Consider the following 16,970-nt stretch of genomic DNA (forward strand, 5'->3'; position numbering starts at 1 on the left):
GCGGCCCAGACATGAGCCCCGACGCTCCTACGTCGTGGGCGTGGGGCGGGCGCCCATCACCGCGGAGCCCACGCGCACCATCGTCGCGCCCTCCGCGATCGCCCACTCGAGGTCGCGCGACATGCCCATCGACAGGTGCCACGCGTCGGTCAGGGGGAGCGCGCCGCTCTCGGAGCGGATCAGCGCAGCGTCGCGGATCTCGCGCAGCCGCCGGTACCCGGCGCGCACGGCCTCCTCGACGCGGGAGTGGAGCCCGATGGTCATGAACCCCGTGACCGTCAGTGCGGGCAGCGCCTGCACCGCGGTGGCGAGAGCCAGAGCGTCGTACGGGTCCACGCCGGCCTTCGACTCCTCGCCCGAGACGTTGACCTGGATCATCACGTCGAGATCGCGCCCGGCCTCGACGCACAGCCGGGACAGGCGCTCCGCGAGCTTCATCGAATCGACCGTCTGCACGCAGTCCGCGAACTCGACGGCGATGGCGGCCTTGTTGCGCTGCAGCTGCCCGATCACGTGGATGCGAGCGCCCGCCGTGCGCAGCGCCGCGCCCTTCTCGGCGAGCTCCTGCATGCGAGACTCGCCGACCAGTGTGGCGCCGGCGGAGACTGCCGCCACCGCAGCATCGGCGCCCCACGTCTTGGTCGCGACCAGCAGACGCACTCCCGCCCCCGCGCGCCCGCACGCGGCCTCGGCGATATGAACGCGGGCCTTCACCTCGGCGTAGCGCGCGGCGTGGTCCCAGTCGGGGGCAGGCGCGGCGAGCGTGCTCATGCGTCCTTCGCGATGGGCGCGGTGGCGGCGTCGGTGAGCGACACCAGGTCCGCGGGCGCGAGCTCGATGTCGAGGCCGCGGCGCCCACCGGAGATGTACACCTGATCATGGTCGAACGCACTCGAGTCGATGATGGCGGGCAGCTTCTTGCGCCCGCCCAGCGGCGAGATGCCTCCCAGCACGTACCCCGTGACGCGCTCGGCCTCGTCGGGTTCCGCCATGATCGCCTTCTTGACGCCGAGGGCGCGTGCCACCGCCTTCAGGTCCAGCAGGCCGGCGACGGGGACGACGGCCAACGCCAGCGCATCGTCCGCCCGCACGCACAGCGTCTTGAAGACGCGTTCCGGCGCGGCGCTGAGGGCCTGCGCGGCCTCATGTCCGTACGACAGCTCGGACGAGGGATCATGATCGTAGTGGTGGACGGTGTGTGCGACGTCGGCGGCGAGCAGGGCCGCAACGGCGGGGGTGCTCGCACTCTCGTGGCTGGCCATGGGCACCAGTGTGCCGCATGTGCGACGCCGTCCAGCCGCGCGCATGGCCTACGCTCTCGGGGTGACCAGCGACACCCTGACCCCTGTGGACATGTGGACCGACGGCGCCTGCAAGGGCAACCCCGGCGTGGGCGGATGGGGCGCGTGGATGCGCACCGGCGGCAAGGAGCGCGAGCTGTTCGGCGGCGAACTCCAGACCACCAACAACCGCATGGAGCTCACGGCGGTGATCGAGGGACTCAAGGCGCTCAATCGGCCGTGCGCGGTGACGCTGCACGTCGACTCCACGTATGTGATGAACGGCGTCACCAAGTGGATTCACGGCTGGAAGCGCAACGGCTGGAAGACCGGCGACAAGAAGCCGGTCAAGAACAAGGAGCTGTGGATCGCGCTCGACGAGCAGGTGGCGCGCCACGAGGTCAGCTGGGTGTGGGTCAAGGGCCACGCGGGCGATCCGGGCAACGAGCGCGCGGACCAGCTGGCGAACAAGGGCGTCGACAAGGTGCGCGGCGCCTAATCCGCCCCGGCCCCGCGTCGCCCCTCACGCCCCAGGTTTCTAGGCAAGTCATGTTCATTCGACTTGCGTCACCCGGCCCTCGCTCCCACCAACGAGGAAGCTGACGACTCGATTTTGGCCTTGGCGTCCGGCTATAGGAACGTCAGGACTCATCTGGGTGCTGCTCAACCCACTGAGAACTCGCCGATCACCGTGATGCCGTCGCTCTCGTAAACCGGAATCGTGTCCGGCCGGGGTGGGGGAGTGGCCTGCATTTCCAGGGCGTGCGCGGGCGAGGTGGGCATCGGTCCGTGCGCAGCGTCGAGTTCCGCTCGACGAATGTAGCCTTCACGACCGTTCGTCGCCCATGCCAGGATCAGGTCCGGCCGGGCATCGAACGCGTCTGTGCCATACGTCTCCCCGTTCTCATTCACCGCGAGCGGCACCGGCTCGGCCGCGATGTACGAGGCCGTCAGTGACCACTCGTCGTACACCGACGCGCGAATCTCGACCATGCCGTCAGATACCGCATCGAGTGGGATCTGACCGCCCGTCCAAGCGGTCCCCGCGAGGATGTCGTCCTCGCCGCACACCACGCTCCCAGAACCTTCGATCTCGAAGTGCCCGGGTGTCAGGCAGTCGAGGCGGTACTTGATGGCAGTGGCCTCGTCGGGAGCCTGTCCCAAGTCGAGCGTTCCGGGTCCGTGCGTTGCCATCGTCTTCGGCTCACCGAGCGGGGTGACGATCTCGCCTCCCGGTGTGCCCGTGATCACCGCCGTCGCGACGCCCGCACCTGTCACGAGCACGACGGTGAGCCCTCCGATGAGCCCACTCCGCCGCGGCCAGAACCGCCGCGAAGGCACTCGGGCCGCCGTCGCATCGGCCGCGCTGACGAGTTCGCGCCGCAGCGCAGCGGCGAACGCGGAATCGAGGGTGTCAATCATGGTGAGCCTCCTCGCGGGCAGACGGGTGAAGCTCTCGCAAGTCCTCGCGCAGCCGGGCCCGCGCGCGAGACAGGCGCTGCTTGGCAGCATCGGGCGTCGTGCCGACGGTCGCCGCCGCGTCCGCGACGGAGTAGCCCTCGAGCACGGTGAGCACGAACAGGCCGAGCGTGTCCCGCGGCAGCGCTCGCAGGGCATCGCCGATGCGCGGATCGAGGTGGTCCCAGAGCTCACCTGCCTCGCGCGCAGCGACATCGTCAGCGGCTGGCGCTCCGCTCTCGCGGGGAAGCTTCGCGATCAGCGCTCGGTATCGGCGAGCCGAGCGGGTGACGTTTCGGCACGTGTGCGCGGTGGTCACGAGCAGCCAGGGGAGCACGCTTCCGTCGACCTCGCGCACGGTGTCACGGCGGCGCCATAGTTCGAAGAAGGCGGTGGCGGTGGCGTCTTCGGCGGCATGCACGTCGCGGAGGGTCCGCAGCGCGAGGCCATAGACGCGCGGGTGATGTCGGTCGAAGACTTGCCCGAGAGCCTCGCCGTCCCCGTCCCGGGCACGCCGCCACAGGGGGGCCTCTGGCTCGTCAGCGCGTCTCATGCCCCTGAGTGTCCGGCACGTCGCCGCAGGTGACACTCGGTGCGCGGCGATAGCCTGCCAGGGTGACCTCCCGCGCGCTCCCGTCGACTGTTCGCTCGGCCGTCGAGCATCGCGTGGAGGTGAAGAAGTCGGTCTTTCTCGCTCGGCTCGAGCCCGTCGGGTCCGTTGAGGCGGCCGATGCGGTCGTGGCCCGGGTGCGCAAGGAGCACTGGGAGGCGCGTCACCATTGCGTGGCGCTCGTGATCGGGCCGCACGCGGAACGGCAGCGATCCAATGACGACGGCGAACCCGCGGGCACCGCCGGCGCGCCCATGCTCGAGGTGCTCCGCCACCGTGAGGTCACGGACCTGGTGGCGGTCGTGACGCGCTGGTTCGGCGGCACACTGCTGGGCGCTGGCGGACTGGTGCGCGCCTACGGAGGCGCGGTGACCGGCGCGCTCGATCGGGCTCAGCTCGTGGAGCGCGTGCACCTCACCCAGGTGACGGCCGATGCGCCGCAGGCCGAGGCAGGGCGCATCGTCGCCTTCCTCCACCAGTGGGCGGAGGCGCACGGCGCCGTCCTGGACGATCCCACTTACGGCGCGGCGGTGACTCTCTCCATCCATGTGGCGCCAGACCGGGTGCCGGTGCTCAAGGCTGACATGGCCGCGCTGACGGGCGGTGCGGTGGCGATGGCGGTGGGCGAGACGGCCATCGTTGACCGGCCTGCGCACTAGTCGGGTGGCCCTGACCTGCCTCGTCGACGTGGTCCGGGGGTGGCGCTTGCCTCCGTGGCAGATCCGTGCGGGCCTATCGTCCCGGGCCGGGGATTCCGATATCGGCTTATCCTGGCATGCGATGCTCCCGCGATTCGTCTCCGCACGCCGCCACCGCACGCCGGTCGCGGCGCGGGTGATCGCGCTCGCCGGTCTGGTGGCGGTGATGGCGGCATTGGCATTCGGCTCGCTTCACACCACGGCGGACGCGGCGCCCTTGTCAGCCGGAGCCGCGCATGCGGTCGCCGACGCCACCCACGCCGACGCCACCCACGCCGACGCCGACGCGGGCTGCGTCACCTGTGGTGAGCACGACGGTGGCGTCATGGCGGCGTGCCTCATGGTGCTCGTGATCGTGGTGATGATGAGCTCGCCGCGGGGAATGCCGAGATCGTGGGAGATCAGGATCCCCGCGCGTGAGCGTCGGTGGGCACCGCGGATCCTCCACCGGCCCATGACGCCCAGCCTGAATGCGCTCTGCATCTGTCGCACGTGAGGGAGAGGCGCGCGTGCCTGCCCGTCAGGGACGGGCACCAATGCCCGCACCGCATCGACCCGCTCCCACGCGGACCGGGCGAACTTCCACTTTCCTCACGACACAAGGACTGATCATGCACCGCTTTCTCTCTCTCACCGCGCGACGCACCGTCGCGATCATCGCCGCTACTGCGGCCATCACCATCGGTGTCTCGGCGTGCTCGAGCACGCCCGAGTCCGCACCAGCACCCGCCAACGAGACCCCGGCGTCCACCGCAGAGGCCGCCGCGCCGAGCTCCGCCGAGGCGGACGCGATGCTCGCGGCGCAGGGCCTTGATGGGCTCGACACCCGCGCGCTCATCGACACGCTCGATGCGACGGCGCTGTCCGAACGGCCCGAGGGCCTCATCGCGTCCGTGCGCCCCGACGAGCTTCTGCTCACGGACGCGACCGGCGCCGAGGCCTCCGTGCCGATGCCGGATGACGCGTTCTACGTCTCCTTCGCTCCGTACGTCGACACGACCCACGAGTGCTACTTCCACTCGCTCACCACGTGCGTCGGTGAGTTGCAGAGCGAGCAGATCGACGTCGTCGTGACAGACTCCGCGACCGGCGAGGTGCTGGTCGACGAGACGATGACGACGTTCGACAACGGATTCGTCGGAGTGTGGCTTCCGCGCGACATCGATGCGGACGTCACGGTGGAGCACGACGGGCTCAGCGCGAGCACCACGGTCTCCACATCGGAGGCCGACGACGCGACCTGCATCACGACGATGCAGCTCGCCTGACCCCTGCGACCAGCGGTTTCGGCGGGTGCCTCCTTGCGATGGCGGTGCCCGCCAGAGTCGTGAGGCCTCACATGCTGACAAGTGAGTCCTGACGTTCCTACACGAGGCGCAAGGTCGCGAAAATGGGTCCTGAGCTTCCTAGAAGATGCGGCCCCAACCGGATCGGTCCGCGGTACGTTCTTGCTCGCATGAGAACCGGGGGGACCACACGGTGAGTGCGTGGCGCGAGACGCTCGACGACCTCGTGCGGCTTCGTGGCCGCGCGCTGTTCGGCTACGCGTACATGCTCACGGGCGATGCGTCGAGGGCGGAGGACCTGCTGCAGGACGCGCTCGTCAAGGCCTTCCGCAGTGGCCGGCACGCGCGATCGCTCGATGCGGCGCACGTGTATGTGAAGCGCTCGATAGCCACGTCCTTCATCGACTCGGGAAGGCGAGCGGCCTCGAGGCCGATCATCGCCGCGGGCGGCGGCCAGTTCGAGACGTGGGCCCGCCAGCATCCGGCGGCTGCGGACCACAGCACCCGTGTGGACAATGCGATCGACCTCCGGTCCGCGCTGCTCACGCTGTCGCCTCGAGAGCGGGCATGCGTGGTGCTCCGCTATCTCGAAGGCATGACCACCACCGAGGTCGCGGACACTCTGGGCATTGCGGCCGGGTCGGTCAAGCGGTACGTGTCCGACGGGATCGGCCGACTCAAGGTCGCTCTACCCCAGATGAACTTCGACGGCTCCGAGATGGTCGCGGTTCACACGCACGAGAGGGGACGCGATGAGTGAGGCACGCGAGGCATTCCATGACCTGCACGGGCTCGCAGGCGCGGGCTTTGACGGCACCGGGCTCGCCGACGGTCCCGAGCGGGTCGAACGCCGGGTGGCACGATGGCGCGACGCCCGCGCCGCGCTCGCGTCGGTGGCGGGCATCGCTGTCGTGGCGATGATGGCCGTGGGGCTCAACTCATCCCCCGCGGTCGTGCCACTGCCAGGGAGCCCGGTGGAGCCGCCCGTGACCGCATCGGCGATGCCAGCCCCTGGGGTCTCGATGGGTGGCACGGACCCGTCCCCGTGTGCGGAGGCCACAGTGGTGCCCGGCAAGGCGATCGGCAACTTCGGCGGCCTGATGGGCTGGTTCAGTGACACGCCATCGGCGCCATGCGACGAGTGGGACCAGCAGATTCTCGACCACCCTGACACGGTGCTCATCTACACGGCGGACAACACGATGGTCGAGGCGTACTACCGCACGAGCATCGACGCCCTGGGTCCGTACGCCGATCTGGGGCCGGACTTCGAGGTTCCCACTCCCGACCCGGACTGGCCAGAGAACATGGTGGTCCTGATCGATGCGAAGACTGGTGAGGTGCTGCTGGTGCAGGAGGTGCCCGAGACGTTCGGCGACGCCGAAGGGGGCGCGACCGAACTGTCCGACCGGCTGGTGGGCGACCGCGATGCGCTCGCGGATCGGCTCGAGGGTCTGGCGCGCGGGGGCGAGGCTCCAGACGGGTTTCAGATCGACGCTGAAGCGACCGGTCCGGGCACTGAGGCCGATCTCGCGGACCCGCTCGTGTTCGTCCCGGCTGACCACCCGCTCAGCGAGGATCTGCCGACCATCGTGGCGAGACTCGTGCGAGGGGACCAGACGGCGGCACCGTCACCCGAGGCTGAAGCACTCGAGACTGGACTGCCAGTAGCTGGCGCGGTGCTCTTCGACGTCATGGAGCCCGGGGACATGGCGGCGCGGACGATGCAGTTGGGCGTCCCCATCGGGGACGATGCGACCTTGGTTGTCGTGGGCACCGGAGATTCGGCCGACCAATATCTCATTGAGCTGGTCGCCTGGCACCTCTTGGCGGAGTGACCACACGACAGCGCCCCCGGACGAATCCGGGGGCGCTGCGCTGGGGGCGGTGTGGCGGACATGTCTCCACGTGCGCTGTCCCGCGAGGGTGAGAGAGCTACGGGCGCCTCTCGGCAGGCGCGCCCCCTCCGGTCGTGTGGTTCTGGTGAACTCCGACAGCGACGGGAACGACGGCGCCGGGCACGGGTGCTCCGGTCGCCTCGGCCTCGGCCAGCCCTTCAGGAGTGAGGGACCGGTGGCTGTCGCTCGGCCTGGCGTTGACCAGGACCGCTGCCACGATCGCGGCGAGCAGCACGGCGCCCACCGACACCCACATGGCCGTCGTGAATCCCTGCACCGCAGCCTCGTTGACGTTGGCAGCGGCTCCGCCATTGTCGGCGATCCACGTGCTTGTCGCGGTCGCGGCCACAGTGTTCAGCAGCGCGATGCCGATCGAACCGCCCACCTGCTGAGTGGTGTTCAGCGTCGCCGACACCACGCCGGCGTCGGTGCCGCGCACGCCGCCAGTGGCCGTGGCCATCGAGGGCATGAACGTGAGGCCCATGCCGAGTCCCAGGAAGATGAGGCCGGGGAACACGCTGACCCAGTACGACGAGCCGACCTCGATCTGAGTCAGGTACGTGAGGGCTGAGGCTGCGATCAGCAGTCCCGGCACCATGAGCCGGCGCGGGCCGACTCGGGGAAGCAGTCGAGCGGACAGCACCACGGCGCCGGTCATCATGCCCACCACCATGGGCAGGAACGCGATGCCGGTCGCCATCGGCGAGAATCCCTGGACGCCTTGCATGTAGTACGTCAGGAACAAGAACACGCCGAACATGCCGATCTGCGACAGTCCCACTGCAGTGAGCGCTCCCACCCGGTTGCGGTCACGCAGCAGGTGCAGCGGCAGCAGCGCGTGCGGCGTGCGTCGCTCGACCTGCACGAATGCGGCCATGAGCAGCAGCCCGAGCGCGAGAGAGCCGAGCACGATCGCGGAGGTCCAGCCGTCCTGCTCCGCCTCGCTGAGGCCAAAGACGATTGCGAGCAGTCCGCCCGAGGCGAGCAGCGCGCCGGGAACATCGAGACGTACCCGCACTCCGCCGGTCCCGTGGTCGCGCAGGAACAGCGCCGCGCCGACGACGGCCAGGATCGCGATGGGCACGTTGACCATGAGGGTCCAGCGCCAGTCGACGTACTGGGTGAGGGCGCCTCCGAGGATGAGGCCGATGGCGGCGCCACCTCCCGCGATGGCTCCGTAGACGCCCAGGGCCCGGGCGCGTTCGCGAGCGTCGGTGAAGGTGACGTTGAGCATCGACAGCGCGGCCGGTGCGAGCAGAGCGGCGAACACACCCTGGAGGGCGCGGGCCGTGATGAGGATCTCGAAGTTCTGAGCCATGCCGCCCAGCGCGGAGGCGACGGCGAAGCCGATGAGGCCGATGATCAGCGTGCGCTTGCGGCCGAGGACATCGCCGAGCCGTCCGCCAAGGAGCAGGAGCCCGCCGAACGCGAGCGTGTAGGCGGTGATGACCCACTGGCGATCAGCATCAGAGATGCCGAGGTCAGCCTGGGCGGTCGGCAGCGCGATGTTGACGATGGTCATGTCGAGCACGACCATGAGCTGCGCGAGCCCGATCGCGGCGAGCCCCCACCAGCGGCGGGGATCGGGGGTGGTGTCCATGGGGGACCTTTCGTGACGATGGCCGCGGCGGCAACGGGGGCGTTGGCGGCCGGCGCTGGCGGGGAGACGTCCGTGGGGGCGTCGTCGCGGCCTCGGGAGAGGCCGGCGAGAAGGGCGGCCGGGGGCTCCTTGCGGAACTTCCTAGCCGTCCGGTAAGTTACGACTGTGACGCTAGTACGACTACTAGCCGGCCGTCAAGTAGATTTCTCAAGAACTTTCGATGCATCGAAGGAGCACCCATGGTCGAGGCAGGCACGCGCCGGCGCGGCGATACGCGCGAGCGCATCCAGACTGTCGCGCTCGAGCGCTTCACCTCCAACGGCTATGACCAGACCTCGCTGCGCGAGATCGCGGAGGACCTCGGTGTCACCAAGGCGGCGTTGTACTACCACTTCAAGACCAAAGAGGAGATCCTCGATTCCCTCCTGAGCCAGGTCTCTGCGGATGTCGACGGGTTGGTGTCATGGATGCTCGACGGGCCCTCGACACGTGAACGACGGTTCGAGATGATCCGGCGGCTCGCCGAGATCACCCGCGGTGCCGGCGGTGGGGTGATGCAGTGCGTCCAGCAGAACGAAGTCGCGCTGCACAACCTCCGCGCCACCACGGACCTGGTCCATGACATCAAGCAGCGCCTGTGGGCGGCCGCTCTTCCCGAGGACGCCACCGTCGAGGAGAAGCTGCGCATGCGCATGGCCGTCATGGCGGTGCTGTTCGCCAACAAGCCAGGCAGCGACTTGGGGGGCACCGCGGCCGAGCGGTCCGCCGCCGCTTTGGCGATCGCCGAGGACGTCATTCCCTAGCCCGGCGGGTACAAGAACGTCCCCCAGGGCGCCCCGCGAGTGCGAAGCGTGGACAGAACCTTCCTACAGGCGGGTGGGGGAGAGAGTTGCGTCGCATACCTCGATGAGACGTGAGCGCAACGGCGCCGCCCGCTCCGCGAACTCCCGCTGACGACTCGCGTATTCGCTCTTGCCCTCAGGCGTCTCGACCGGAATCGCGGCCAGCCCGTACGAGGACACGTCGTAGGGTGACGCCTGCATGTCGACCCGGCGCACGTCGCGCGCGAGCTCGAAGCAGTCGAGCATCAGGTCGCCCGGCACCGCAGGCTCGAGCTTGAGGCACCACTTGTACAGGTCCATCGTCGCGTGCAGGCAGCCGGGCTGTTCCATCTCGGGCTGCGAGAGCCGCGTGAGCGCGTGGGCGTTGCGGGGAGTCGCGTCATCAGTGAAGAAGCGGAAGGCGTCGAAGTGCGTGCACTGCAGCGGGTGCGCCTCGACCACGGCGTCGGTCCCGCCGGGCCCCAGGCGCAGCGGCAGGCCGTGGCGCCGTCCCTGGTCCGATGCGCGGTAGACCATCGCCCACTCGTGCATGCCGAAGCAGCCCAGCAGGGGAGCGCGGCCCGCCGTCGCGGCGAGCAGTCGCCGGATGTGGGCGACGGCGTCACCCCGGTCGGCGTGGAAGGCCCCGACATCGACAGTCGTCACCTCCGCATCCGTGCGGTACCAGCGCCACTGCTGGTGCTCGGGAGCGTCCGCAAGTGCGACGCCGACGCCGGGGTGCCATCGGCGCAGCCTGCCCGGCTTGGTCGAGTAGTACTCGAAGAGGAAGTCCTCGATCGCGTGGCGCTCGCCACGGGAGCGACGGTCGAGGTGCGCGGCCGTCAGCGCGTCCGCCCGCCCGGCGTGAGCACGCGCAAGCGGCTCCCACTCGGCGCGGGGCAGCGCGGTGACGACGGCAGGCATGCGGTCATTCTCTCAGGGGCCGATGCGGGCCCGGGCCTGCCGGTCAGCCCTGGGTGCTCTCCCACCAGTCAAGAACCCTGAGGGCCCGCAGGGTGATCCACCGGCTCGGTTCGCCGACCTCCTCGAGCGGAAAGTGCATGCGCCCGGCATGCGCTCGGTCGAGTTCCCAGCGTCCGTCGTCGCGCTGCTTGGACCGCAGCACCTCGATCGCCTCGGCCGCGCGGGGATCGGGAGCCCTGCCGGCGACCCGAAGGTGGTCGAGGCCGCGCAGGATGTCGTAGTGCCATTGGGGTGGGAACGCGAGCCGCAGGTAGCCGGGATGGGCGACCTCACCGGTGGTGCGACGCCGGAACATGCGGCGTTCGAGCAGGTATTCCTCGCCGCCCCGAATGGCGGCGTCGACGTGCAGGGGTCCGCCGGCGGCCGCATACGCCGCCAGGCCCTCGAGCACGTTGACCGTGGTGTCGAAGCTTGAGACCGACGATGCGTGGGGGGCCTCGCAGTTCCACCCGCCGTCAGTGAGGCGCTCCGTGAGCAGCCGCTCGACGATGGGGGTGGCGTCGCGGCCAAAGTAGGTGGCGATCGCGACGGTGCGGCCGTTGATGCACGGCTCGACCTCGCCGTCGAAGAACTCTTGGCCGCCCTCTTCCCATCGCACGCCGTCTCCGGCGCGGGTCACGGCCTCGGCGACGGACGGCTCCGCCGGGTCAACGCCGAGTTGGCACAGCAGCGACAGCGTGGGGTAGGTCGCAGTCCACGGCTGGCCCTCGCGCTCGTACAGCGCCTCGGAGAACGGGCTCGGGAAGCACGCGCCGCCATCCCAACTGCCGTCGTCCCACTGCAGTTCGAGAAGGCGAGCGCCCCAGCCCTCCCGTGCGACCCGTGAACGCTCGATGGCGACGGTCTCCGCATCGACGCTCAGCAGGTCGCGCATCACCTGCCAGCGGATGGCCGGATCGGCCTCGAGGAGCCACTCGACCACGTCGTCTCGCGAGAAGCTCATGAGGCGAGCGTAGGCGGCATGCGCGGCAATTGCGCGCCAGGGTCTACGTCCAGCGCGTCGCTGCCGCGGTCGACGCCGCCGTGAGCATGCGCTCGAGCGGGCCCTGGCCAAGGGCGGCACGCCACAGGCACGCGAGAGCCACCAACGCCGCCGCGAGCACCACGAATGACACGTTCGACGGCTGCCACACCATCTCGACCCCCACGGCAGCGATGACGATCAGGTGGGCGACGTAGAGCGTGAGTGCCATCGACCCGGCCGCGATGAGGGGCCACAGCGCTCGCGGCCACAATGACGCCGCCAGCAGCGACAGCCCGATGACCACGCACGCGACGCCGATGTTCTCGGTCATCTCGAGCGGAGTGTACGAATGCGGTTCGTCGGTGAGCCAGCGCTCGAGAGTGGTCTCGGAGATGTCGGGCAGCCGGTCGCGCAGCGTCCATCCCGAGACGCGCGCGCCGACCGCGATCACCGCTCCGGCGGCGAGGATGCGCAGCGCCGTAGACGTCGACCGCAGGTCCATGCGCCCCAGAGCGAGGCCCACCATGATGTACGCCATCCACGCGAGCGCGGGGTAGTGCTCCGACCACAGCGCACTCAGCACGGGCCAGTCGCCCACGCCTGCGGCGGCGGACCACTGCGCCGCGGTGCGCGCGAGCCACCCGCCACCGACCGTCAGCACGGCCGCCCCGCCCAGCAGCACACCAGCGCGCCACCTCAGCATGGGCAGCGCGAGGAGGAACATGACGCCCAGGTTCATCAGGATCACGATGACGGGCGTGCCGAGACCGGCCAGCACGAACCCGAGCGCGATCAGGATCGCGGCACGGACGGCGATGCGCACGCGGGTGCTGGCGAGGTCATCCGTGGGCACCTCGGCGACCGGCACCGCGCCTCGCGACGTGACCATCAGGGTCATGGACACCCCGGCCAGCACGGCGAAGAGTGCGGAGGGGTAGCCGTGCGTGACAGTGAGCCAGGCCCAGCCGCCGCCCTCGCCGCCCTCGTCGCCGGTATGGGCGCCGACCATGCCGAGGACGGCGATCGCGCGGGCGACGTCGAGTCCGTCGATGCGCAGGCGGCGACGTGCAGTGGCTGCGGTGGGGGACGCATCGGCCGTGCTCGCTTGCATGTCTCGCATCGTACGCATCGGCGGAAGGCCGCCCGCGCGGCGTTCCGCCGCGTGCGCAGGCTCGCTGCCGGGCTACTGTGGAGACCATGCGCATCGCGAGATTCACGACCGGAGGCGAGCCGCGCTACGCGATCGTCGACGGCGAGCCAGGCAAGGAAGAACTGATCGTCCTCACCGGGGACCCCATGTACACGCCAGGGGAGGTGACGAACGAGCGCATCCCCCTCACCGACGACGTACGGCTGCTCGCGCCGGTGATTCCGCGCTCCAAGGCGATCTGCCTGGGCAAGAACTACGAGGCCCACGCGAAGGAGATCCCGCACCGCGGCCCGGCCTCCGAGGTGCCGATCCTGTTCCTCAAGCCCAACACCGCGGTGATCGGCCCGGACGACCCCATCGTGCTGCCGCACTACAGCGACGACATTCAGCTCGAGGCGGAGCTCGCGGTGGTGATCGGTCGCGTGTGCAAGGACGTCACCGCTGAGCGCGCCGAGGACTTCATCTACGGATACACCTGTGCCAACGACGTGACCGCTCGCGACCTGCAGCGTGCCGAGGACCAGTGGTTCCGCGCCAAGGCCTTCGACACCTCGCTGCCGCTCGGCCCGTGGATCGAGACGGAGCTCGCGACGGACGGTGCCGAGATCACCTCGCGCATCAACGGCGAGGTGGTGCAGAGCGGCAACACCCGCGACATGATCAGGAACGTCGCGCAGGCCGTCGCGATGGCATCCGAAGTGACGACGCTGCTGCCGGGTGATGTGATCCTCACCGGCACCCCGTCGGGAGTGACCAAGCTGAGCCACGCCGACATCGTGGAGATCGAGATCGAAGGGCTGGGAGTGCTGCGCAATCCGGTGATCCGCCGATGACGGAGACGACCACGACGGCCGATGCGGTGAGGGTGCGGTTCTGCCCGTCTCCGACTGGCACGCCCCACGTGGGGCTCATCCGTACCGCACTGTTCAACTGGGCGCACGCGCGCCGCCACGGCGGCACGTTCGTGTTCCGCATCGAGGACACGGACGCCGAGCGAGACTCTCAGGAGTCCTACGAGCAGTTGCTCGACGCGCTGAGATGGCTGGGGCTCACGTGGGACGAGGGGCCCGAAGTGGGCGGCCCGTACGCACCGTACCGCCAGTCCGAGCGCCACCAGATGCACATGGACGTCGCGCGCCGCCTGGTCGAGGGCGGGTACGCGTACGAGTCGTTCTCCACCCCCGAGGAGGTCGAGGCTCGTCACCGCGAGGCCGGGCGTGACCCCAAGCTGGGCTACGACGGCTTCGACCGCGATCTCACCGAGGATCAGAAGGCCGCATACCGCGCGGAGGGCCGCCAGCCTGTGATCCGCGTGCGCATGCCTGACGAGGACATCACCTTCACGGACCTCATCCGTGGAGACGTGACGTTCCCCGCGGGCAGCATCCCTGACTTCGTGATCGTGCGAGGCAACGGCCAGCCGCTCTACACGCTGGTCAACCCGGTGGACGACGCGCTGATGCGCATCACCCACGTGCTGCGCGGCGAAGACCTGCTGTCCTCGACGCCGCGCCAGATCGCGCTGTACCGCGCGATGGTCGAGATCGGTGTCGCGGAGCGTGTGCCCGAGTTCGGTCACATGCCGATGGTGACGGGGGAGGGCAACAAGAAGCTCTCGAAGCGTGCGCCCGAATCGAACCTGTTCCTGCACCGCGACCGCGGCTTCATCCGCGAGGGACTGCTCAACTATCTGGCGCTGCTCGGCTGGAGCATCGGCCCGGACCGCGACGTGTTCACGCCGGAGGAGATGGTCGAGGCCTTCGACATCCGCGACGTCAACCCCAATCCGGCGCGGTTTGACCTCAAGAAGGCAGAGGCGATCAACGCCGAGCACATCCGCAAGCTCCCCGTGGGCGAGTTCGTGGTGCGCATGGCGCCGTACCTGCACGCGAGCGGTCACCTGTCCACGGCGGACACGCGCGAGCTCCTGCCTCACGAGGAGCAGATTCTCGCCGAGGCCGCGCCTCTGGTGCAGACGCGCATGACGCTGCTCGGCGAGGCTCCCGGCATGCTCGGATTCCTCTTCGTGGGCGACGAGGACCTGACGTACGAAGAGGCCGCACTCGCGAAGCTCCCGGAGAACGCCGCCGAGGTGCTCGACGCCGCGATCCGCGTGATCGACGGGCTCGAGGACTTCGGCGCGGAGGGTCAGCAGCAGGCGCTGCAGGCGACGCTCGTGGACGAGATGGGCATCAAGCCCCGTTTCGCCTACGGGCCGTTGCGCGTCGCGATCACCGGCCGGCTCGTATCGCCGCCGCTGTTCGAGTCGATGGAGATCCTCGGCAAGGACCACGCGCTCGCCCGCCTGCGCCGCCTGCGCGCGACACTGTGACGGCAGGGCTGTGACGGGCGGCCCGATCCGGGGCCTGCTGCTCGATGTCGACGACACTCTTGTCGACACGCGCGGCGCGTTTCGGCACGCCTTGGTGCGTGTGGGACGGGACTACCTCAGGGACGGAATCGACCCTGAGGAGCTGGTGCAGTTCTGGCGTGCGGACCGCTCTGGCTGGTATCGCGCTCACACCCGGGGTGAACTGACCCACCGCGAGCAGCGACAGCGGCGGGCGAACGAGCTGCACGCCGAGTTCGGCGGCGACCTCATGGACGACGATGCCTACGACGTCTGGGACGAGGGCTTCGAGCGGTACTTCCGGGAGGGATGGCGCGCGTTCGACGACGCGGTGCCGTTCCTCGATGCCCTCGTCGAGGCCGGGATCCCATACGGCGCCGTCACCAACGCGGCCTCGGCGTACCAGGAGCTCAAGTTGGCCGCCTGCGGACTCGAGCGCGTCGAGGTGTTCGTGGGCGTCGACACCTTCGGCGTCGGCAAGCCCGATGCGAGGGTCTTCGTCGAGGGATCGCGTCGCCTTGGTCTGGAGCCGGGTGAGGTCGCCTACGTGGGGGACGAGCCTGACATCGACGCCGGCGCCGCTGCCGCGGCGGGACTGGCAGGCGTGTGGCTCGACCGGCCGGGCGCACGCCGGGGCACCCACGAGGAGTCAGCGCCGAGCGCTGCGGGCGTCATGCGCGTCAGCTGCCTGGACGAGGTTCTCGCCGCGCTCCGGTAGCGGCGCCGAGCACCTGCTCTCGGCAGGACTTCGCCCACCTCTGGCCCCGCGCACCCGGGCGACGTATCGTCGTATGGAGAGCGCAACGGCGCCGGTCCCCATTCGCGGCGTGTTCGGGCGCTCAGGGGAGCGCGATGGAGACCGTCGACGTGGTCGGAGGGCGAGAGCGCAGCGGTGCTCGACCGCGGTCTCTCCGGGGGTGGCACGTGCCGTGGCGCGTGCTCGGCACGATCGCTGTCGCGGTGGCCGTGCTCGTCGGGATCGATCAGTTCTCCACGAGTGAGCCGGTCGTCCAGGCGGAGCCCGCTCCCGAGGTCCGGTCCGGCACAGTGCTCACTGACGAGCAGCAGACCTTCCTCCTCTTTCACGAGTGGACCGACGAGCAGCAGGTCGCTGCGTGCATGGAGGAGCGGGGGCTGCCGTATGAGGCAGATCCTCAGCGCGAGGCGGGGCGTGCCGACCGCGTCGCGTCGTTGCTCGACATCGCGCCCACACCCACCGGCGCGCACATCGCCTCCGCCACCATGCGCAACGCCCATGTCCTCGCCCTGCTCGAACCGGCCGGGCAGGAGTCCTGGCGCGCCGCGCTCGCGGCGAAGTCCAGCGCCGGGGGCTGCGCGTCTCCGTCCCACCTCGTCTACATCGACAACACCAGGGCCGTGTCGGAGGCGGTCGAGGCCGCGAGAACGGACACGGACTTCCGCGCCTACGTGGCCGAAGTGCTGCACCTGCGAGACGATCCCGTGCGCGCAGTCCAGTCGGCCGCCCTGGTGGGAAGCGGGCAGCCGGAGCCCGCCGCCGACGGGCAATGGGACACGGAACTTGCACGAGTGAACGAGTTGCTCGGCGCGTCCATGGTGTGGATTCCTCAGGACCCGGTGCGCGCCGCGTCGCACGCCGATGTCGCTGGGCTTGCGGGCGACGGCACCGCGCTGTTGGTGCGCGTGGCGCGAGAGGGTGAGCCGCGCATCGTCTCAGCAACGGCGGGAGTCATGCCGGACCTCATCACGTGCGCCGGCCAACAGATCGAGATCGCGGCGTGGCCATCCTGGGCTGCGTCCCGCGGGGGAGTGGACGGACCGGCGGCGATCGCGCATCAGGCGATCACCGAGGGCTTCTGCTGACGGTGGCCGCCCACTCTCGCCGCCACGGA

At 69.8% G+C, this 16,970-nt stretch carries 19 protein-coding genes; 11 read left to right on the forward strand and 8 right to left on the reverse strand.

Annotated features, from left to right (window positions below; translation table 11 throughout):
* Positions 1-27: 27 nt before the first annotated feature.
* Together AOP72_RS03890 and ybaK are read right to left on the reverse strand one after the other, a co-directional pair.
* Positions 28-771: a YggS family pyridoxal phosphate-dependent enzyme gene (locus AOP72_RS03890; RefSeq protein WP_062132662.1), complete on the reverse strand. Its 744-nt coding sequence runs from the start codon at positions 769-771 to the stop codon at positions 28-30.
* Entirely contained in the window at positions 768-1,262 is a 495-nt protein-coding gene (ybaK, locus tag AOP72_RS03895; protein ID WP_062132665.1) for a Cys-tRNA(Pro) deacylase, read from the reverse strand. The genes AOP72_RS03890 and ybaK overlap by 4 nt, the downstream gene beginning before the upstream one ends.
* A 91-nt stretch (positions 1,263-1,353) precedes the next feature.
* Here ybaK and rnhA point away from each other — a divergent pair, with 91 nt between their 5' ends.
* Positions 1,354-1,779 (forward strand): ribonuclease HI, encoded by a 426-nt coding sequence (rnhA, locus tag AOP72_RS03900; RefSeq protein ID WP_193746421.1) that lies wholly within the window; start codon positions 1,354-1,356, stop codon positions 1,777-1,779.
* Between the two features lie 164 nt (positions 1,780-1,943).
* On the opposite strand, the gene AOP72_RS03905 is transcribed toward rnhA, so the two are convergent.
* Together AOP72_RS03905 and AOP72_RS03910 are read right to left on the reverse strand one after the other, a co-directional pair.
* Positions 1,944-2,702: a hypothetical protein gene (locus AOP72_RS03905; protein ID WP_062132671.1), complete on the reverse strand. Its 759-nt coding sequence runs from the start codon at positions 2,700-2,702 to the stop codon at positions 1,944-1,946.
* The gene (locus AOP72_RS03910; protein ID WP_062132674.1) at positions 2,695-3,291 is read right to left on the reverse strand and encodes an RNA polymerase sigma factor; all 597 of its coding nucleotides are present in this window, start codon (positions 3,289-3,291) and stop codon (positions 2,695-2,697) included. The genes AOP72_RS03905 and AOP72_RS03910 overlap by 8 nt, the downstream gene beginning before the upstream one ends.
* A 62-nt stretch (positions 3,292-3,353) precedes the next feature.
* Here AOP72_RS03910 and AOP72_RS03915 point away from each other — a divergent pair, with 62 nt between their 5' ends.
* From AOP72_RS03915 to AOP72_RS03935, 5 genes are all read left to right on the forward strand, one after another.
* Positions 3,354-4,007: an IMPACT family protein gene (locus AOP72_RS03915; protein WP_062132677.1), complete on the forward strand. Its 654-nt coding sequence runs from the start codon at positions 3,354-3,356 to the stop codon at positions 4,005-4,007.
* A 121-nt stretch (positions 4,008-4,128) separates the two neighbouring features.
* Positions 4,129-4,542, forward strand: a complete 414-nt coding sequence (locus AOP72_RS03920) for a hypothetical protein (protein ID WP_062132680.1) — start codon at positions 4,129-4,131, stop codon at positions 4,540-4,542.
* 115 nt (positions 4,543-4,657) lie between these two features.
* Positions 4,658-5,314 (forward strand): CueP family metal-binding protein, encoded by a 657-nt coding sequence (locus tag AOP72_RS03925; protein ID WP_084631237.1) that lies wholly within the window; start codon positions 4,658-4,660, stop codon positions 5,312-5,314.
* Between the two features lie 211 nt (positions 5,315-5,525).
* Positions 5,526-6,092, forward strand: coding sequence for an RNA polymerase sigma factor (locus AOP72_RS03930; protein ID WP_062132683.1), 567 nt, complete (start codon positions 5,526-5,528; stop codon positions 6,090-6,092).
* Positions 6,085-7,170, forward strand: a complete 1,086-nt coding sequence (locus tag AOP72_RS03935) for a hypothetical protein (RefSeq protein ID WP_062132686.1) — start codon at positions 6,085-6,087, stop codon at positions 7,168-7,170. The genes AOP72_RS03930 and AOP72_RS03935 overlap by 8 nt, the downstream gene beginning before the upstream one ends.
* Positions 7,171-7,267: 97 nt before the next feature.
* Here the strand turns inward: AOP72_RS03935 and AOP72_RS03940 are convergent, their stop codons facing one another.
* A complete protein-coding gene (locus AOP72_RS03940; protein WP_084631239.1) occupies positions 7,268-8,830 on the reverse strand; it encodes an MFS transporter in 1,563 nt (520 codons plus the stop codon).
* A 239-nt stretch (positions 8,831-9,069) separates the two neighbouring features.
* On the opposite strand from AOP72_RS03940, the gene AOP72_RS03945 reads away from it, so the two are divergent.
* Entirely contained in the window at positions 9,070-9,633 is a 564-nt protein-coding gene (locus AOP72_RS03945) for a TetR/AcrR family transcriptional regulator (RefSeq protein ID WP_062132690.1), read from the forward strand.
* Between the two features lie 63 nt (positions 9,634-9,696).
* Here the strand turns inward: AOP72_RS03945 and AOP72_RS03950 are convergent, their stop codons facing one another.
* The 3 genes from AOP72_RS03950 to AOP72_RS03960 are packed head-to-tail and all read right to left on the reverse strand — an operon-like array spanning position 9,697 to position 12,710.
* Positions 9,697-10,575 carry a hypothetical protein gene (locus tag AOP72_RS03950; RefSeq protein ID WP_062132693.1) on the reverse strand — a complete coding sequence of 293 codons (879 nt, stop codon included), beginning with the start codon at positions 10,573-10,575 and terminating at the stop codon, positions 9,697-9,699.
* A 43-nt stretch (positions 10,576-10,618) separates the two neighbouring features.
* The gene (locus tag AOP72_RS03955; protein WP_062132696.1) at positions 10,619-11,578 is read right to left on the reverse strand and encodes a hypothetical protein; all 960 of its coding nucleotides are present in this window, start codon (positions 11,576-11,578) and stop codon (positions 10,619-10,621) included.
* Between the two features lie 43 nt (positions 11,579-11,621).
* The gene (locus AOP72_RS03960; RefSeq protein ID WP_193746349.1) at positions 11,622-12,710 is read right to left on the reverse strand and encodes a heparan-alpha-glucosaminide N-acetyltransferase domain-containing protein; all 1,089 of its coding nucleotides are present in this window, start codon (positions 12,708-12,710) and stop codon (positions 11,622-11,624) included.
* An 86-nt stretch (positions 12,711-12,796) separates the two neighbouring features.
* Between AOP72_RS03960 and AOP72_RS03965 the strand changes: the two genes are divergently transcribed.
* The 4 genes from AOP72_RS03965 (at position 12,797) to AOP72_RS03980 (ending at position 16,941) form a co-directional block, all read left to right on the forward strand.
* The gene (locus AOP72_RS03965; RefSeq protein ID WP_062132702.1) at positions 12,797-13,582 is read left to right on the forward strand and encodes a fumarylacetoacetate hydrolase family protein; all 786 of its coding nucleotides are present in this window, start codon (positions 12,797-12,799) and stop codon (positions 13,580-13,582) included.
* Complete coding sequence (gltX, locus tag AOP72_RS03970) at positions 13,579-15,081, forward strand: glutamate--tRNA ligase (RefSeq protein WP_062132705.1); 1,503 nt, start codon at positions 13,579-13,581, stop codon at positions 15,079-15,081. The genes AOP72_RS03965 and gltX overlap by 4 nt, the downstream gene beginning before the upstream one ends.
* Positions 15,082-15,091: 10 nt before the next feature.
* Positions 15,092-15,817 carry an HAD family hydrolase gene (locus AOP72_RS03975; RefSeq protein WP_062132708.1) on the forward strand — a complete coding sequence of 242 codons (726 nt, stop codon included), beginning with the start codon at positions 15,092-15,094 and terminating at the stop codon, positions 15,815-15,817.
* 134 nt (positions 15,818-15,951) lie between these two features.
* Positions 15,952-16,941 carry a hypothetical protein gene (locus AOP72_RS03980; protein WP_062132710.1) on the forward strand — a complete coding sequence of 330 codons (990 nt, stop codon included), beginning with the start codon at positions 15,952-15,954 and terminating at the stop codon, positions 16,939-16,941.
* Positions 16,942-16,970 lie beyond the last annotated feature (29 nt).

It is taken from the genome of Demequina aestuarii (genome assembly GCF_000975095.1).
In the GTDB taxonomy this organism is placed as follows: domain Bacteria; phylum Actinomycetota; class Actinomycetes; order Actinomycetales; family Demequinaceae; genus Demequina; species Demequina aestuarii.

Excerpts from the sequence above, each read along its gene's own strand:
- AOP72_RS03955 (WP_062132696.1), bottom strand. The coding sequence starts at position 11,578 with ATGAGCTTCTCGCGAGACGACGTGGTCGAGTGGCTCCTCGAGGCCGAT.
- AOP72_RS03925 (WP_084631237.1), top strand. The coding sequence starts at position 4,658 with ATGCACCGCTTTCTCTCTCTCACCGCGCGACGCACCGTCGCGATCATC.
- AOP72_RS03905 (WP_062132671.1), bottom strand. The coding sequence starts at position 2,702 with ATGATTGACACCCTCGATTCCGCGTTCGCCGCTGCGCTGCGGCGCGAA.
- AOP72_RS03950 (WP_062132693.1), bottom strand. The coding sequence starts at position 10,575 with ATGCCTGCCGTCGTCACCGCGCTGCCCCGCGCCGAGTGGGAGCCGCTT.
- AOP72_RS03980 (WP_062132710.1), top strand. The coding sequence starts at position 15,952 with ATGGAGACCGTCGACGTGGTCGGAGGGCGAGAGCGCAGCGGTGCTCGA.
- ybaK (WP_062132665.1), bottom strand. The coding sequence starts at position 1,262 with ATGGCCAGCCACGAGAGTGCGAGCACCCCCGCCGTTGCGGCCCTGCTC.
- AOP72_RS03890 (WP_062132662.1), bottom strand. The coding sequence starts at position 771 with ATGAGCACGCTCGCCGCGCCTGCCCCCGACTGGGACCACGCCGCGCGC.
- gltX (WP_062132705.1), top strand. The coding sequence starts at position 13,579 with ATGACGGAGACGACCACGACGGCCGATGCGGTGAGGGTGCGGTTCTGC.
- AOP72_RS03920 (WP_062132680.1), top strand. The coding sequence starts at position 4,129 with ATGCTCCCGCGATTCGTCTCCGCACGCCGCCACCGCACGCCGGTCGCG.
- AOP72_RS03910 (WP_062132674.1), bottom strand. The coding sequence starts at position 3,291 with ATGAGACGCGCTGACGAGCCAGAGGCCCCCCTGTGGCGGCGTGCCCGG.
- rnhA (WP_193746421.1), top strand. The coding sequence starts at position 1,354 with ATGTGGACCGACGGCGCCTGCAAGGGCAACCCCGGCGTGGGCGGATGG.
- AOP72_RS03935 (WP_062132686.1), top strand. The coding sequence starts at position 6,085 with ATGAGTGAGGCACGCGAGGCATTCCATGACCTGCACGGGCTCGCAGGC.
- AOP72_RS03965 (WP_062132702.1), top strand. The coding sequence starts at position 12,797 with ATGCGCATCGCGAGATTCACGACCGGAGGCGAGCCGCGCTACGCGATC.
- AOP72_RS03960 (WP_193746349.1), bottom strand. The coding sequence starts at position 12,710 with ATGCAAGCGAGCACGGCCGATGCGTCCCCCACCGCAGCCACTGCACGT.
- AOP72_RS03940 (WP_084631239.1), bottom strand. The coding sequence starts at position 8,830 with ATGGACACCACCCCCGATCCCCGCCGCTGGTGGGGGCTCGCCGCGATC.
- AOP72_RS03945 (WP_062132690.1), top strand. The coding sequence starts at position 9,070 with ATGGTCGAGGCAGGCACGCGCCGGCGCGGCGATACGCGCGAGCGCATC.